Here is a 16,997-nt window from a genome sequence, read left to right as displayed (position 1 = left end):
CCTCCCCCGGCCAACGCGGCCAAGCAGAAGACCCAGGTTGCCGAACTGACATGATTCACCCTCGTCCCGCCACTCTGTTGCTCGGTGCCTGGCTTGCCTGCGCCAGCCTGCCCACCGCCCTGGCCGCCGAGGTGCCGCTGGAGGGGGTGGCCTGGGAGCAGGCCGACCTGGCCTACCGCAGCTACCAGTCGGGGCGCTACCGCGATGCCCTGCAACAGGTGGATGCCGCGCTCAAACTGCGCCCGGACGTGGCCCGCCTGAACCTGCTCAAGGTCTATACCCTGCAGAAGCTCGGGCGGCGCAGCGAGGCCCGCCAGGCCGCACAAGGCGCCCTCAAACGGGGTGTGCGCGACCCCGGCCTGCAAGCTGCGGTGGCCAACCTGCAATCCACCACGGCCAGCAATGGCCCGGCACCTTCGGCGGCCTACCAGCGCGGTTTCCCGCTCGCCACCAAGGCCTATGCCGCCTACAACGCCGGCGACATGCCCGGCGCCGAACGCAACGCCGAACGGGCATTTCGTATCGACCCGAGCCAGGGCGCCTGGGCGCTGCTCTGGCTCGACAGCCTGGAAGCCCAGCAGCGCTGGCCCGAAGCCGCCGCCGCTGCGGACACGGCGGTCCAGCTGGGCGCACCCAACACCAGCGACTTGCAGGCCCGCCGCCAGACCCTGAGCCGGCGCATGGCCGTGCGCCCGGCCGAACAGGCCTACCAAGCGCTGATCGCCAACCGCCCCGGCGACGCCGTGCCCCTGGCGCGTGAAGCGGTGCGCCTGGCCCCGGACATTGCCAGCCACCGCCTGTTGCTGGTCACCGTGCTGCTGCTCGACAACCAATCCGCCGCCGCCGAACAGGCTGCGAGCCAGGCGCTGGAAGCCGATGACGAAAGCACCGTGATGATCGTCATGCGCGGCTACCTGCGCCAGTTGCAGGGCAATGCCCCAGCGGCCGCCAGCGACTTCGACAGCGCCCTGGCCCAGGACTGGCTCGATGAAGAACAGCTGCGCAATGTGCGCCTGATCGCCATCGACGCTGCCCTGGCCGGCGGCGACAAGGCCCGCGCCACAGCGCTGCTGGCACCGCTGGCGGCCGACGACGAGGCCGCCATGAAACGTCGCGAAGCCCTGGCCGATACGCGTCGCCCGAGCGCCGCGCTGACCCTGGCCAACTACCCTGCCCCGCGCCAGTCGTGCCAGGACACGCCCTATGGCACCCAGTGCGAACTGCTGCCCGCCGATGCCGGCGGTGCCGCCGGCCCGGCCGCCGAAGCCTATGCCGCCTATGCGCGGCAGGACTACCAGGAGGCCATCCGCCAGGCCCGCAAGGCCAGCGAGCAGGATCTGGACAATCTGGAGTTCCAGCGCTTGCTGACCACCGCCCTCGCCGCCGGCAACTCGCAACAGGCCGCCGAGGCCGAGCAGCGCCTCAGCGATGCCATTGCCCGCGCACCTGCCGATGCCGACCTGCTGATGCAGCGCGGCTACCTGCGCATGCGCACCCGCCAGCCCGCCCGCGCCCGCGAAGACTTCCGCGCCGCCCAGGACACCGGCAAGGCGCCGAAGACCGTGATGCTCGACGAGGCCTATGCGCTGTCGGCGATGGGTGAGAAACCCAAAGCGGTACGCCAGCTCAAGCACGTCATCGACCTGGACGACCAAGGCACCCTCGACCTGGATGCGCAGCAACGCCACGACACCCGCAGCGCCATCACCGCCTTCGATCGCGAATGGGGTGCCACGGTGACCACCAGCTATCGCGGCGCCCGGCCGAGCACCACCATCGCCAACGCCGGGCAAAGCTCGGCGGGCGACTCGGTGTTCAGCACCGCCGAGCTGTACTGGCGCCCGAGCCAGTTCAACGACCAGAACGGCGTGCTGGAGGTGTACGGGCGGATGAGCAACACGCTGTGGGACGAGGGTGGCCGCTTCAAGGCCGCAGGCGCGATCGACCCGTGCAGCAAGCAGGCACTGGACGACAACGGCAGCAGCGATTCCAAATCGGTCAGCGGTTTCCCCAGCACCATTGGCTCGCTGGGCGTGCGTTATTCGATTGCCGATACCGGCTTCACCGTCGGCCTGGAACGACGCTTCCTGCTCGGTAGCGCCACACGTCAAGGGACGGCGAGTCCTGGCAAGAACAGTGTGCGCTGCGAGCTTCAGGAAACGATCGCCACGGAAAACCTTGATCGTGAGAACCAAGGCATCAATCGCATCAGTGGCGCACTGATGAGCTATCAGCTCAAGGACCGCGCCGGCGGCTGGCTGGCCTACGCGACCTACGGTTTCTACCGCGGCACCGAGCTGCGCATGGAGCGCAGCTGGTGGACGGTGGATGCCTATTCGCAGTTGGGCTATTCGCTCGAAGACAACGCGGCGAAGTTCACCCTGCATGACGTCGACAGCCAGGGTTCGCGCCTCGAAGAGCTGGGCACGGCCGACGGCCGCCTGCTACGCCGCCAACTGTTTTTGAGCAACGAAATCCGCCTGGGCCGCAGCTTCCGGCTCACCGAAGCCTCCCCCAACCTGGTGCTGTTCCCGCACCTGGTGGGCGCTGCCGACTGGATCTGGCAGAAGGACGAAGTGACCCACCTCAAGGGCAAGAGCGGCCTGCTGGAGGATATCGACGGCGGCAAGTACTCCCTGAACCGCGACCAGGGCACCTGGTCGATGGGCGCCGGCCCCGGCGTCGCCCTGCGTTACTACTTCCGTGAAGACCACTACCACACCCCCCGCTCCTACCTGGACTGGACCGTGCAATACCGCTTCGCCATCGGCGGCGGTGCCAACGACCGGGCCGAGGGGCTGTTCATGAACCTGACCCTGTCGTATTGAGGACCATCGCCATGCTCAACCGCTCCCTCAAAAGCCTCGTCGCCGCGCTGCTGGTGACTGGCCTGGCCCTGCCGACCGCGCAGGCCGACGACTCATCGATCGTCCTGCGCGGCAACGACGGCTGGCTGTTCCCCGGTTGGGGCAGCCTGACCGAAGTCGATGGCCGTGGCATCGAAGCCTCCACCGCACTGATCAAGGACGCCCAGCAGGCCCTGGCCGCCCGTGGTGTGCAACTACAGGTGCTGGTGCTGCCCGACAAGACCCGCTTCTACCAGGACAAGCTGCCTGCCGGCAAAGCCCTGAGCGCCCCTGTGCAACAGCGCTACCAGACCATCCTGGCCAGCCTGCGCAAGGCGGGTATCAGCGCCATCGATGACGAAGCCGTGCTGCGCCAGGTCAAGGCCGGCGGCCAGGAGGTCTTCTACCGCACCGACCAGCACTGGACCCAGGCTGCCGCCGACGCCACCGCCGTGGCCACCGCCGCGCAGGCCAAGCGCGATGTGCCGACGCTCAAGGGCAATGCCGGCAGCGGCATGGTGCTGGGCAGCGAGTTCAAGGAGCGCCGCTACGGCGACCTGGCCGAACGCTTCCTCACCCCCGAGCAGCGCAAGCAAACCGGTCGCGAAACGTTCACCGTGCGCCGCCAGGCCGCCGCCAACGGCCTGCTCGACGATGCCCCGGCGCCGCTGCACGTGACGGGCCACAGCATGGTCCAGCCGTACTTCGGTTTCCCGCAAAAGCTCTCCAACAGCCTCGACCGTCCGGTGTCGGTGAACTGGAAGCCCGGCAATGTCGGCCAGTGGATCATGTTGCTCGAATACCTCGAATCGCCAGACTTCAAGCGCAACCCGCCGCAAGTGCTGGTGTGGCAGATGTTCGAACCCACCTATGCCCAAGGCCCCCAGGCCAGCGGCCTGTGGGACAACGCCTCGATCATGGGCGCCGACACCTGGCGCCAGCGCCTGCGCGCCGCCGTCGGTAAGTGAACCATGGCTGACCAGGCTACCCCTGCCACGCCCTCGCATCGCGGCTACACCGCCGCGGTGATCGCCCTGCTGCTGCTGGGCCAGGCCTGCGGCCTGTGGATGCTCCATGGCAGCCAGCTCGACGCTGCGCAGCTAAGGCCTGCCGCCTGGCTCGACGGTGAAGCCGGCAAGGCCCTGGGCGATGCCTTGCAGCCCACGCTGCAGCAGCACGCCGACACCCTGAGCGCCGCCGCCCGCTACCGCTTGCTGGGCGACTTGGGCGACCAGGTGGTGCAGGGCTGCCCGGGCTGGCTGTTCTACCGCGATGGCCTGCGTGCCCAGCCGGGCGTCAACGGCGCCTATGAAGCGCGCCTGCGCCTGATGCGCCACTGGGTCGGCCAGCTGCAAGGCCAGGGCCTGCAGGTGCTGTTGGTGGCGGTGCCGGACAAAGCGCGTATCGAACCCCAGGCCCTCTGCGGCCTGCGCCAGTCGCCGCAGTTGCAGGCACGCCTGGGCCAGTGGCAGGCCAGCCTGGTCAGCCTCGCGGTGCCCTACGTCGACCTTGGCGCGGCCCTGGCCCATGACGGCCAGTCCACCCCCCGCTTCTTCCACACCGACGTGCACCTCAACGCCGATGGCGCCCAACGCGCCGCCGATGCCGTGGCAGCCAGCGCCTTGCCGCTGCTAGCCGGCAAGCGCGACCAACTGTTCAGCAGCGCGCCGCCGGGCGCGGCCCAGCCCCGCATGGGCGACCTGATCGTGCTGGCCGGCCTCGAACATGCCCCGGCGGCCTGGCGCCCAGCGCTGGAAACCGAACACCCCGAGCAGATCCAGGTGCAACGCGGCGGTGGCCTGCTCGACGACACCCCGCCGGTGCAGGTACTGCTGGCCGGCAGCTCCAACGGCCGGCGCAGCGCCTTCGCCGAACGCCTGGGCCGCAACCTCGGCCAGCAGGTGTGGAACCAGAGCCTGGACGGCGGCCAGTTCAGTGGCGCCTTGCAAGCGGCGCTGCTCAAGCGCGAGCGCTGGCCTGCCAGCCTGAAACTGGTGATCTGGGAATTCTCCGAAAGCGCCCTGTCGCTGCCGCTGACCGCGGACGAGCGCGCCGTGCTGGCAACGCTACCTGAACCGCAGGCCGACCATGCTCTTTAACTCCTACCTGTTCCTGCTGCTGTTCCTGCCGCTGACCCTGGCCGCGCATTACCTGATCGCCGCCCGTAGCCTGCGCGGCGCCGCGCTGTGGCTGTGCCTGACCTCGATCGTCTTCTACGGCTGGTGGAACCCGCAGTTCGTGCTGCTGTTGATCGGCTCGATCGCCTTCAACTACCTGGTCAGCCTGCTGATCCTCAGTACCCGTGGGCGCACGCAACTGCTGGTGACCAGCGCCGGGGTGATCGCCGACCTGGCGCTGCTGTTCCACTACAAGTACTTCGTCACCCTGGTCAATTTCGCCCAGGACTGGGGCCTGGCAGGCAACCGCCTGGACGACATCATCCTGCCGCTGGGCATCAGCTTCTTCACCTTCACCCAGATCGGCTACCTGCTGGACTGCCGCGCCGGCATCGTCAAGGAGCGCAGCCTGCTCAGCTACGTGCTGTTCGTGACCTTCTTCCCGCACCTGATCGCCGGCCCGATCCTGCACCACAAAGAGATGATGCCGCAGTTCGCCAAGGCGGATACCTACCGCTTCCGGGCCGAGAACCTCAGCGTCGGCGGCATGCTGTTCGTCATCGGCCTGGCCAAGAAGGTACTGCTGGCCGACCCGATCGCCCCCTATGCCGATGCCGGCTTCGCCGACCCCGCCAGCCTGGGTTTCTGGGCGGCCTGGGGCACCGGCATCGCCTATGCGCTGCAGCTGTACTTCGACTTCTCGGGCTATTCGGACATGGCCCTGGGCCTGGCCAAAATGTTTGGCATCCGCTTCCCGCTCAACTTCAACTCGCCCTACAAGGCCAGCAATATCATCGATTTCTGGGCCCGCTGGCACATGACCCTGACCCGCTACCTGACCGCCTACCTGTATTACCCGGTGGCCATGGCGGTGTCGGAGTGGCGTGGCAAGCGTGGCCTGCCGGTCGGTACCCAGGGCGCGGCGACGCCGGGCGGCTTCGCTGCTGCGATCATCCTGCCAACCACCTTCACCATGGGCCTGGCCGGCATCTGGCACGGCGCCGGGGCGCAGTTCCTGATCTTCGGTTTGCTGCATGCCGCGTACCTGTCGATCAACCACGCCTGGCGCATCTTCGTGGTCGGCCGCCACACCGCCAAGGGCAAGCAGCACCCGCTCAAGGTGGCAGCGTGCGTACTGCTGACCTTCGCCGCGGTGATCGTCGCCCAGGCGTTCTTCCGCGCCGAATCCACCCAGGATGCGGTGCTGCTGGTGGAGGGCATGTTCGGCCTGCGTGGCCTGGGCAGCCTGCCCGAAGTCCTGTACCCGGCCGGGATCGCCTGGGGTGACGCCTGGCGCCTGCTGGTCGGCCGCCACCTCGAAGCCCTGCACGTGCTGGCGGTACTCGCCGTGGCCTGGTGCCTGCCCAACTCGCAACAGATCATGGGCGGCTTCTCGCCTTCCCTGGCCCGCGCGCAACTCGACGGCCCGGCCGCGCTGCGCTGGGCACCGAACCTCAAGTGGCTGGCGATCATGAGCCTGCTGCTGTTGCTGTGCCTGATGAACCTGCACAAGGAAGCCCGCTTCCTGTACTTCCAATTCTGACTTTAACGGAGCGAATGCAATGAGCGACGACACCCTCAAGCAACAACTGGCCGAGATCATCGAAAACGTCATCGGCACTTCGGTTGCCCACGACGACCTGCTGATCGAGTCCGGCCTGGTCGACTCGATGACCGCCGTGGACATCGTCATGGCGGTGAAGAACGCGTTCGGCTGCAAGGTGCCGCCTACCGAGATCGACGAGCACCTGGAGTCGATCGACGCCCTGGCCGCCTTCATCCACAACAACCGCTAAGCCTGCACAGGCCACCGCCCAGGAGAGTGCCGGATGCACTTCGATTTCGACCGCTGTGAGTTCGCCAACTGCCACCAGGGCGCCGACGCCCCTGCCCTGCGCGACGCCCATCAGCTACTGGACTGGGCCGGTCTGCAGGTGGCCGTCGAGGCCTGGGCGCTGCGTGCCCGCGCGCAGGGCATCCTGCCCGGTACCGCGCTGGTGCTCAGCGGCCACAAGCAGATCGAATTCGTCGTCGCCATGCTCGGCTGCCTGCGCCTGGGCGTGACCTATGTGCCGCTGGACAGCATCAACCCACCGCAGCGGTTGCAGCGCATCATCGAGCTGGTGGGTGCCGGGCATTGCTATGACGCCGCCGAGGACTGCTTTCGTGCCGGCATGCCGAGCGCCGCGCCACTGGCCGAACCGAGCCTGGCCTACATCATGTTCACCTCCGGCAGCACCGGCGACCCCAAGGGCGTGCAGATCGGCCGCGACAGCCTGGCGTTGTTCGCCGGCTGGATCCGCGACTGCCTGGGCCTGGGCGAGCGCTCCCGGTTCATGAACCAGATGCTGTTCAGCTTCGACTTCTCGCTGTTCGACCTGTGTGGCGCGCTGGCCCTGGGCGGCCAGTGCGTGCTGTGCCCACGCGAGGTCATCGGCGACCCCGAGCGTTTTGTCGAGTACCTGGCCGACAGCCAGGTACAGGTATGGGCTTCGACGCCGTCCTTCGTCCGTCAGCAGTTGCTCAATGACGCCTTCGATGCCAGTCACCTGCCCGACCTGCGGGTATTCGTGTTCGGTGCCGAGTCGCTGACCCCGACCCTGGCCAACCAGCTGTGGGCGCGCTTCCCCAAGTCGCGGATCATCAACTCCTACGGACCGACCGAAGCCACCTGCTCGACCACCTGGATCGAAATCCTGCCGCCACTGGAGAACGGTGCCCAGCCGCTGTCCATCGGCCGCGCCAAGCCCTATGCCGAGCTGTTCATCGACAACGGCGAGCTGTGCATTGCCGGCGACCACGTGATGCATGGCTACCTCAATCGCCCGGACCTGAGCGAGGCCGTGCTGTTCGAGCACAACGGCAAGCGCGCCTACCGCAGCGGCGACCTGGCCGAGATCGACGATGAAGGCCGGGTGTTCTTCCACGGCCGGCGCGACGACCAGATCAAGTTGCACGGCTACCGCATCGAACTGGGCGAAGTGGATGCCGGGCTTACCAGCCTGCCAGGGGTCGACAACGCCGCCACCATCGCCTTGCGTCGCCCGGACGGGACGTTGGTGCGCATGATCGGTTTCGTCGAGACCCCTACTCACCTGCCGGCAGTGACCCTCGGCCCGCTGCCGGCGGCGCTGGCCGACTGGAAACAACGCCTGGCCGCCAGCCTGCCGCCCTACATGATTCCATCCGAACTACTGGCCTGCGGCCGCTTCCCCGCCACGCTGTCCGACAAGGTCGACCGCAAGCGCCTGGCCGAGCTGTACCAGCAAACCCGGGCCAAACGCCCCAAGGAGACCGTATGAAAGCCCTTGCCCTGCTCACCACCGCCCTGCTGCTGCCCGGCGCCGCCCTGGCCGAGGGCAAGCTGGCCCAGCTGTATGCGCCGCGCCCACCGGCGGGCTCGGCCTTCGTCCGCGTGCTGCAACCGGCGGACGGCGCCCTGCAGGTGCAGGTCGGCCACAACCCGGCGCAACGTATCGAGGCGGGCTCGCAGGCCAGTGCCTACAACGTGGTCAAGGGCGGTGAGCCCTTCAAGGTGGTCATCGCCGGCAAGCCCGCCGGTACCCTCACCGTGGCCGCCGACAGCTACCAAAGCCTGGTGCTGCATGAGGGCAAGCTGCAGGTATTGGACGACAGTGCCGCCAGCGACGATGCCTTGAAAGCCGAGCTGCGCTTCTACAACCTCGCCAGCGATTGCCCGACGGGCAAGTTGCAGGTCGAAGGCGGCCCGACGCTGTTCGCCCAGGTGACCACCCACACCAGCCAGGCGCGGGCGATCAACCCAGTGAGCGCCACACTCAGCGCCGGTTGCAGCGGGATACAGGCCAAGGCCCTGGACCTTCCGCCCTTGCAACCGGGGGATCACTACGCGCTGTTCCTCACCGGCAGCGCCAGCCAACCGGTGCTGCGCGGCGAACTCAGCCGCACCGCGCCCTACTCCCGGTAACCCCGCATGCGCACACTGTTCCGTGACGACCACCAGCTGTTCCGTGACCAGGTCCGGCGTTTCGTCGAGCAACGCATCCTGCCCCACTACCAAGGCTGGGAGCGTAACGGCATCACCCCCGCCTCGCTGTGGCGCGAAGCCGGCGCCCAAGGGCTGCTGTGCCCGGCGCTGCCGGCCCCCTACGGTGCCGGCGGCGACTTCGGCCATGCCATGGTGGTGATCGAGGAGCTGGCCCGGGCCAACTGCCTGGGCATCGGCTTTTCGATCCACTCCGACATGGTCGCGCCGTACCTGTACAACCTCGGCACCCCGGCGCAGAAGGACCGCTGGCTGCCCGCGATGGCCAGCGGCGAACTGATCGGCGCCATCGCCATGACCGAGCCGGGCGCCGGCAGCGACCTCAAGGCCATACGCTGCCGCGCCCGGCGCGATGGCGAGCACTATGTGCTCGATGGCCAGAAGACCTTCATTACCAATGGCGTCAACGCAGGCCTGATCATCGTGGTCGCCAGCACCGAGCCAGACCTTGGCGCGCGCGGCCTGTCGCTGTTCTGCGTGGAGGCGAACCTGCCCGGGCTGAGCAAGGGCCCGGCGATGAGCAAGATCGGCCAGCACGCCCAGGACACTTGTGAGCTGTTCTTCGACCAGCTGCGCGTGCCCGCCGACTGCCTGCTGGGCGAAGAGAATGCCGGCTTTGAATACCTGGGCCGGGAGCTGGCCCGCGAACGCCTGGCCATCGCCTTGCGCGCCGCTGCCCACACCGAAGGCATGCTGGAGCAGACCCTGGCCTACACCCGCGAACGCAAGGTGTTTGGCAAGCGCGTCAGCGACCACCAGCACAACCGCTTCATCCTCGCCGACGCCCGGTCGCGCCTGACCATGCTGCGGGTATTCCTCGACGATTGCGCCCGCCAGTTGATCGAAGAGCGCCTGGACCCAGTGGTGGCAGCCATGGCCAAGCTCAACGCCAGCGAGCTGCAAGGGCAGATCCTCGACCAGCTGCTGCAACTGCACGGGGGCTATGGCTACAGCAGCGAGTACGGCATCGGCCGGGCCTGGGCCGATGCCCGGGCGCTGCGCATCTTTGGCGGCACCAGCGAGATCATGCGCGAGATCATCGGCCGCAGCCTCTGACTAACCGCGCAGCCAGTCTTCACGCAGCCTGCGGGCGCGCGGGTCATCGCCCAGCGCCCAAGGGTCGAGGGCGAATGCCACCACCTGTTCGGCGCCAGTGGTACGCGCCCACTCCAGCTGGCGCTGCACACGCGCGTAATCGGCCGAGCGCGCCTTGAAATCGCTGCCGTCGTTGTTTTCCGACGGCAACTGTTCGAACAGTTCCACCACCACATCGAACGGCACGCGCCGCCGCCGCAGTTCCAGCAACAGCGGCTCGATGGCCTGCACGTTGGCCCAACCGGCGACACCAACGCCGTCCTGCACCACCGGGCGCAACGCGGTGCGGTCAAGCAGCGTGCGCCACAGTTGCAACAGCGAGCCCTCGGTGGGCAACACGCTGTAGTAGGTGGAAATCGACGGGGTGCGGTCACTGTGCTGGCGAATGCTGTCGGCCAGCGCACTCAGCCAGGTGGCCAGGCGTTGCTGGCTGGCCGCGGTGGCCCAGTGGTACTGCTCCAGCTCGTAAGGGATGTACCAGCCGGCGAAGGCGCGGTGCTGTGGCCAGGGTGCGCCGGCCAGGTAGCGTTGCGCCTCGCCCAGGGCCTTGTCGAAGAACCGCGCTTGCCCCGTCTCGTCCGCCGCCAGCGCCTGCCACCAGGCATTGTCGAACGGCAGCCCAACCTGTACCTGCATGCCCTGCTGATGGACGATGTCGAAGACCGTGCGCAGCATGGCGTCAGGGATCATCCACGGCGACTCGCCACCGATCAACCCGACCCACTGCACGGTAAGGGTGCGACAACCCATGTCGGCCATGGCCGCCAGGCGTTGCTGCCATTGCTTGGCGTCGAGCTCGGCGTGGCTCTTCCACAGCTGCAGGAAGCTGCCTTGCAGGCCGGTGGAGCGTGTGCAGCCCGGCAGGCTGGCGAGGATCGGTGCGCTGGCCAGCAGGCACAGCAGATGACGGCGGCTGAGGGTGGCGGCGGAAATGGTGATGTCCTTTTCATGGCGCGGCGGTGAAGGTGCGCAGCCTACCCGAAATCTCGCTGTTCTGCTGTTACCCCAGCGCTGTGCTTGGGCGCAGAGCACTAGGGAGCAACGGTTTCTGTAGGAGCGGACTTGTGTCGCGAACGGGCCGCAAAGCGGCCCCGGCGATCGGTGGTGCGACACACATGGCTGGGGCTGCGATGCAGCCCGTTCGCGACACAAGGCCGCTCCTACAGAGCACGGCAAACCCATGAAATTGTATGAATAACTCAGCGGCCTTATCGCCGGCAAGCCAGCTCCCACAGGATGGCGCACGCTCCCACCAGACTCACCCACTCATGGCGCCACTCATCGCTTGACCTTGAAGTCGAGTTGAAAGTTAAGGTCATCTCGCCGCCCGCCTCGGGCACACCCCTGGAGAACCTGATCAGTGAAACTCGCAACCGTCACCGCCCTGGCCGGCGCCCTGCTCGCCCCCTCCCTCCACGCCGAAACCACCCAGATCGACATCGCCGGCCACCCGGTGCCGGTGCTCAAGGGCGGGCTGTACGATCGCTACCGCTCCAACCCGCCACTGTCGGTGATCCAGGCCGAAGCCCCCGAACTGGACCTGACCTGGTTCAAGGGCTTGGACAAAACCAAGGTGGACATGGGCTTCGAGTCGTACTCACCCAACTTCTACTACCGCAACAGCCGGATCACCGCCGTCTACACCGCCGACCTCGAGCGCCTGCGTGCGTTGATGCCCGCCGAGGTGCTGGCGCAGGTGCAGCCCTTGCAGGTCTGGCCAGGGCGCGGCCTGGTGGCGTTCACCGCCTACACCTACGACTACTGCGACAACGACAGCTACAACGAAGTGGCGCTGTCGATCATCACCAGCAAGCCAGGCAACACATCGCTCGGGCCATTCACCCTGGTCGGCCAGGCGTTATCAAAGGACTTCTGGGGCTACGTGCTCAAGCTGCCGGTGAACACCGAGCTGGCCCGCGTGCGCGGTGTGGTGGGCTACAACCTGCCGAAATGGCTGACGGGTATCGACCGTCGCGAGGAGGCTGGCGCAGTCAGCTACACCCTCACCGACAGCCAGACTGGCAAGGTGGACGTGACCTTCAGCGGAAAAAAGCTCGACGACCTCTCCCATACGATCGGCCTGGTTGAAAACAGCTTCACCAACCTCGACCACAACGGCCAGCTGGCCTACGGCCATGCGACTTCGCGCCAGATGGCGCATGCCTCGAGCATGAGCGCGGACTCGGCCAGCCTCACGCTGGGCGACGGCAGCCTGTCCCGCTACATCCGCAGCCTCGGCCTGGGCCGGATGGTGAAATATGAATACGTGCCTGAGTTCCAGAGCGCCCTGTATGCGCCCAAACCCCTGGCGGCCCTCAACGCAGACCTTTGACAGCAGCAGGCGCCGGTCTCACTTGCCTGGCGCGGCGCCTGCCTTGTTCGCGGCCATCTCTTCACGCAGGCGCTCCAGCACCCGTTGGCTGTTATCGGCGCAGGGCATGCCCTCGGGCTTGCTCTGGATGCCGTCGATCACCAGCAGCAACTGTTCCCGGTTGCGCGCCAGGCGCTGCTGCAGCGCCTCGATCTCCTGCACCTTGCGTTGCAGGCCTTCGAGCAGTTCGTCGTGCCGCCAGCCGTTGGTCCTCACCGGCAGCAGCTGGCGGATCTCATCCAGGGAGAACCCCGCCGCCTGGGCATTGACGATCATCTCCAGCACCCACACCGCCTCCGCCGAGTAATCACGGTAGCCATTGGCCTTGCGCGCCACCGACAGGGCCAGCCCGCTGGCTTCGTAGAAACGAATGCGCGACGGCGCCAGGCCGGTGATTTTCGCCAACTCTCCTATTCTCATTCGGCACCTCGCAGCTGTGTTGACCTTGAAGCGCACTTTAACCCTAGAGTGATTGCGCGGCCAGGCGATGCTGACATGCATTGGCCGGCTGCTACCTGCTGACTTCATCGAAGGAGACGCAAAATGGGATATGTCACGACCAAAGAAGGTGTCGAGATCTTCTACAAGGACTGGGGCCCCCGCGATGCCCAGGTGATTTTCTTCCACCATGGCTGGCCGCTGAGCGCTGACGACTGGGATGCGCAGATGCTGTTCTTCCTGGCCCAGGGTTACCGTGTGGTGGCCCATGACCGCCGCGGCCACGGGCGCTCCAGCCAGGTCTGGAGCGGCCACGACATGGACCACTATGCCGATGACGTGGCGGCCGTGGTCAAGCACCTGGGGGTCGAGGGCGCCGTGCATGTCGGGCACTCCACCGGCGGTGGCGAGGTGGTTCACTACATTGCCCGCCACCCCGAGGACAAGGTGGCCAAGGCGGCCCTCATCGCCGCGGTGCCGCCATTGATGGTGCAGACCGCCAGCAACCCCGGCGGCCTGCCCAAATCGGTGTTCGATGGCTTGCAGGCGCAGCTCAAGGCCAACCGCGCGCAGTTCTACCACGACATTCCCGCCGGCCCCTTCTATGGCTACAACCGCCCGGGTGCCAAGGCCGACCAGGGGGTGATCCTCAACTGGTGGCGACAAGGCATGATGGGCTGCGCCATCGCCCACTACGACGGCATCGTCGCTTTCTCCCAGACCGACTTCACCGAAAGCCTGAAGAAAGTCACGGTGCCCACCTTGGTGATGCATGGCGATGACGACCAGATCGTGCCCTACGAGAACTCTGGGCCGCTCTCGGCCAAGCTGCTGCCCAACGGCACGCTGAAAACCTACGCTGGCTTCCCCCATGGGATGCCCACCACCCATGCCGATGTGATCAACGCCGATTTGCTGGCCTTCATACGCAGCTGATCATTTTGCCGGGTGGAGCACATTTGTACTCCGCCCGGCAAAACATCAATGCCACGTGCATTGAAAGCAGCACGCTTTTGCACTAACACATATAAAAGCGCATTACCTGAATGCAACCTGAACCCCTTCAAAGTTAAATAAAAATATAAATTCATTCATGAACTGTTCCTTGCCCATCACTTATTAAAATTCTTTCACGCATTCCTCCCATTTTTGCTTGCCTGGCTGATTGAAACGTCCCGCCCAGGCAGTGACAATAGCCCGCCGCCATTGGCTGCAAACGCCTAACCACAGGCTTTGCAGGGGCGCCAAGGTTTCTGCGACTTATTAACGTTTGCCATCACCGAGATTAATTAATCGGCCCCCAGGCAGCAGCGCATCCATTTATTGCTCACACTCTTTTCACGCCACGTTGACCGTGCATCACGTTCACTGCGCGACATCCCATTCTCGAGGTAAACCATGAACGCAATTAACCACGGTGAAGTATTCGCCGCCGCCGACGCCTGCGAGCACATCCTGTTGACCGGCGCCACGGGGTTCCTCGGTGGGTCGGTCGCCGCCCAGCTGATCGCCGATGGCCAGGGCCCCGCCCTCACCTTCCTGGTCCGCGCCGACACACCCTGGCAGGGCCTCGACCGGCTGCGTGGCAACTTGCGCCAGCATGGCGTCAGCCAGGCCGACTGCCTGGCACTGGACGAAGCGCAGATCATCTGCGGCGATTTGCTCGACACTGCATGGCTGGCGCATGAAACCCCGCGCCTGCTGCAATTCGACCGGGTGATCAACTGCGCCGCCGTCGCTTCGTTCTCGAAGAACCCGACCATCTGGCCGGTCAACGTCGAGGGTACCTTCGCCTTCGCCAAGGTGCTCAGCCACTCCGCCCGCCTGAAGCGCTTCCTGCACGTGGGCACGGCGATGTGCTGCGGCCCGCAGCGCCAGTCGCCGATCAGCGAGTCGTGGGAGTTCCCCGAGGCCGAACAGCAATTGGTGGACTACACCGCCTCCAAGGCCGAGATCGAACGACGCCTGCGCGACGAGCTGCCAAGCTTGCCACTGGTGGTGGCGCGCCCGTCCATCGTGGTCGGCCACAGCCGCCTGGGCTGCCAGGCCTCCGGCAGCATCTTCTGGGTGTTCCGCATGGGCTTTGCGCTGGAGAGCTTCACCTGCGGGCTCGACGAGCAGATCGACGTGGTCCCGGTGGACTACTGCGCCGCGGCGCTGATCGGCCTGGCGCGCAAGCCCACGCTCAACCACGACCTCTACCACATCTCCGCCGGGCACGGTTCGGCCTGCACCTTCGCCGAGATCGACCAGGCGTTCGCCCTGGCCAACGGCGCCGAGCCGGTCGGCGAGCGCTACCGCAAGGTCGATGTGGATGACCTGAAATCACTGGCCGGCAGCTTCGAAACCCGCATCGGCCCGGCCAACCCGCGCCTGGTGCTGCGTGCCTTGCGCCTGTACAGCGGCTTCGCCGACCTGAACTACCTGTTCGACAACAGCCGCCTGCTGGCCGAGGGCATCGCCATGCCGCCACGTTTTACTGACTACCTGGACGTGTGCGTCAAGTCATCCAACGACGTCAGCATCGCCACCCAGATGCAGTGGGACTTCAAGTAACGCCCGCCCCTTCTCCGTCGCACGCGCTTGCCCGGGCCAGGTTCCAGCCTGCCCCGGGCCTTTTTTTGCTAACGGCCGCATTCAATAATCACCCCGCTTGCGAAACGCCCAACGCCCTGCGATCAGTGTGAAAGTCACCACCAGCGCCACCAGCACCCAGAAGCCGTGGGGGTCGTCCGACAAAGGCACGCCCCCGACGTTCATGCCGAAAAAGCCGGCGATGATATTGATCGGCAACGCCAGCACGGTGACCACAGTGAGGGTGAACAGCGTGCGGTTGTTCTCTTCGGTGAGCTTGGCGGCTATCTCTTCCTGCAACAGCTTGATGCGTTCGACCAGGCTGGTGAGGTCGCTGATGATCACCGAGAACTCTTCGGTGGAGGCGCGCAGCTGGCGGATATCCTCCTCACGCAGCCATTCCGGCGGGCGGTTGAGCAGCCGCAGCAGCGAGCCCGGCTCCAGCGCCAGCAGGCGTTGCAGACGCACCAGCACCCGGCGCAGGCTGCCAAGCTCGGCGCGGTTGTCGCTCAGGCGCAGCGACAACAGCTGGTCTTCGATACGGTCGATCTTCAGCGTGGTTTCGCGCACCACCCGGGTCAGCAAATCGCCCTGGTCACGCACCAGGTGCACCAACAGTTGCACGGTGGAACCGAAGCACTCCCCGCGCTTTACCGATGAGCGCAATTCGTCCACCGAGTGCAGCGGCTGCAACCGCGCGCTCACCAGCAGGCGGCTGCGCGCGCAGGCCCACAACGTGGAAACGTCGGACGACATCACCCCATAGCTGAACACCAGGTCGTTGACCACCGCCAGCAAGGCGCCGTCGGTGTGCTCGATGCGGGTGGAGCGTGAGCCTTCGCGCAGGGTTTCGAAGAAGGTTTCGGGTAGGTCGAGGTGGCTTTTCATCCACCGCTCGCAGGCGGCATGGGCAAGGTTCAGGTGCAGCCAGAGGAACTGCTCGTTGGGCGCCGCCTGCAGGTGCGCCATGGCCTGCGCCGAATCGATCTCGCGGCCGGGGTGGCCAGGGCGGAACACGAAGGCATAGAGCAGGCCGTGCAGGTCGGTTTCAGGGTTTTGCGGGTTGGCTGGGAGCATGCGACGGAACGACCTCGGCGGGTCCCGGGGAAGAGAAGTGTCATATTAGGTAACGCCGCATGACAGTTACGTGACGTTCCGGGGGGCAGCGCGAGACAACGCTGATAGCCGGTAGTTGTTACGGCGTATTACAAACTACGCTAACTGGCAAAGCGGCAATCGCCGCGACAACCGGCCGACGGCCTTCGAAGGATCGTGCTCCAGGACCATGCCAGGCATCTGGCGACCGCCCGCCAGGCGGTCGAGGTCCAACGGCTGTGGCCTTCCTGCGCGACAGAGCAGGCAACGCTGAGCGGAGATCATCATGCAGTTGAACAAATACCTGTGGGTGCTGGCGATTGGTGGGGTTCTTTCGGCATCGACCGTCCTGCTGCCGGACAGCCTGGGCACGTTCTCGAGTGCCTTGGCGAAGGACGGCGGCGGTGGCGGTGGCGGTGGCGGTCATGGTGGAGGCG

General features: G+C 66.2%; 14 protein-coding genes. 11 read left to right on the top strand and 3 right to left on the bottom strand.

Annotated elements, in window-relative coordinates; translation table 11 throughout:
• Nucleotides 1-50 precede the first annotated feature (50 nt).
• The 8 genes from IX761_RS15530 to IX761_RS15495 are packed head-to-tail and all read left to right on the top strand — an operon-like array spanning nt 51 to nt 10,043.
• Nucleotides 51-2,828, top strand: a complete 2,778-nt coding sequence (locus IX761_RS15530; RefSeq protein WP_194790451.1) for an NfrA family protein — start codon at nt 51-53, stop codon at nt 2,826-2,828.
• 11 nt (nt 2,829-2,839) lie between these two features.
• Nucleotides 2,840-3,814, top strand: a complete 975-nt coding sequence (locus IX761_RS15525) for an alginate O-acetyltransferase AlgX-related protein (protein WP_194790450.1) — start codon at nt 2,840-2,842, stop codon at nt 3,812-3,814.
• 3 nt (nt 3,815-3,817) lie between these two features.
• Complete coding sequence (locus IX761_RS15520; RefSeq protein ID WP_194790449.1) at nt 3,818-4,945, top strand: alginate O-acetyltransferase AlgX-related protein; 1,128 nt, start codon at nt 3,818-3,820, stop codon at nt 4,943-4,945.
• Nucleotides 4,935-6,506, top strand: coding sequence for an MBOAT family O-acyltransferase (locus tag IX761_RS15515; RefSeq protein WP_194790448.1), 1,572 nt, complete (start codon nt 4,935-4,937; stop codon nt 6,504-6,506). Before IX761_RS15520 ends, IX761_RS15515 begins: the two co-directional genes overlap by 11 nt.
• 19 nt (nt 6,507-6,525) lie before the next feature.
• Nucleotides 6,526-6,759, top strand: a complete 234-nt coding sequence (locus tag IX761_RS15510; RefSeq protein ID WP_194790447.1) for an acyl carrier protein — start codon at nt 6,526-6,528, stop codon at nt 6,757-6,759.
• 33 nt (nt 6,760-6,792) lie between these two features.
• Nucleotides 6,793-8,265: an AMP-binding protein gene (locus tag IX761_RS15505; RefSeq protein ID WP_194790446.1), complete on the top strand. Its 1,473-nt coding sequence runs from the start codon at nt 6,793-6,795 to the stop codon at nt 8,263-8,265.
• Nucleotides 8,262-8,909 carry an alginate O-acetyltransferase AlgF gene (locus IX761_RS15500; protein WP_194790445.1) on the top strand — a complete coding sequence of 216 codons (648 nt, stop codon included), beginning with the start codon at nt 8,262-8,264 and terminating at the stop codon, nt 8,907-8,909. Before IX761_RS15505 ends, IX761_RS15500 begins: the two co-directional genes overlap by 4 nt.
• 6 nt (nt 8,910-8,915) lie before the next feature.
• Complete coding sequence (locus IX761_RS15495; protein ID WP_194790444.1) at nt 8,916-10,043, top strand: acyl-CoA dehydrogenase family protein; 1,128 nt, start codon at nt 8,916-8,918, stop codon at nt 10,041-10,043.
• Here IX761_RS15495 and IX761_RS15490 read toward each other — a convergent pair whose 3' ends face one another.
• A complete protein-coding gene (locus tag IX761_RS15490) occupies nt 10,044-11,114 on the bottom strand; it encodes a DUF4434 domain-containing protein (protein ID WP_323744574.1) in 1,071 nt (356 codons plus the stop codon). It abuts the gene before it with no gap.
• 328 nt (nt 11,115-11,442) lie between these two features.
• Here IX761_RS15490 and IX761_RS15485 point away from each other — a divergent pair, with 328 nt between their 5' ends.
• Nucleotides 11,443-12,414 (top strand): acetoacetate decarboxylase (ADC), encoded by a 972-nt coding sequence (locus IX761_RS15485; protein WP_416366790.1) that lies wholly within the window; start codon nt 11,443-11,445, stop codon nt 12,412-12,414.
• Between the two features lie 18 nt (nt 12,415-12,432).
• On the opposite strand, the gene IX761_RS15480 is transcribed toward IX761_RS15485, so the two are convergent.
• Nucleotides 12,433-12,873, bottom strand: coding sequence for a MerR family transcriptional regulator (locus IX761_RS15480; protein ID WP_194790443.1), 441 nt, complete (start codon nt 12,871-12,873; stop codon nt 12,433-12,435).
• 123 nt (nt 12,874-12,996) lie between these two features.
• Between IX761_RS15480 and IX761_RS15475 the strand changes: the two genes are divergently transcribed.
• Both IX761_RS15475 and cprA read left to right on the top strand, forming a co-directional pair.
• Nucleotides 12,997-13,827: an alpha/beta fold hydrolase gene (locus IX761_RS15475; RefSeq protein ID WP_194790442.1), complete on the top strand. Its 831-nt coding sequence runs from the start codon at nt 12,997-12,999 to the stop codon at nt 13,825-13,827.
• A gap of 462 nt (nt 13,828-14,289) precedes the next feature.
• Complete coding sequence (cprA, locus tag IX761_RS15470) at nt 14,290-15,447, top strand: cationic peptide resistance protein CprA (protein ID WP_194790441.1); 1,158 nt, start codon at nt 14,290-14,292, stop codon at nt 15,445-15,447.
• An 81-nt stretch (nt 15,448-15,528) separates the two neighbouring features.
• On the opposite strand, the gene IX761_RS15465 is transcribed toward cprA, so the two are convergent.
• On the bottom strand, nt 15,529-16,542 hold the full coding sequence (locus IX761_RS15465) for a transporter (protein WP_194790440.1): 1,014 nt from the start codon (nt 16,540-16,542) through the stop codon (nt 15,529-15,531).
• Between the last annotated feature and the right edge of the window lie 455 nt (nt 16,543-16,997).

It is taken from the genome of Pseudomonas sp. UFMG81 (assembly GCF_015354575.1).
Lineage (GTDB): Bacteria > Pseudomonadota > Gammaproteobacteria > Pseudomonadales > Pseudomonadaceae > Aquipseudomonas.
Note: the sequence above shows the minus strand (reverse complement) of the source record. Positions and strands in the feature narration are given on the sequence as shown.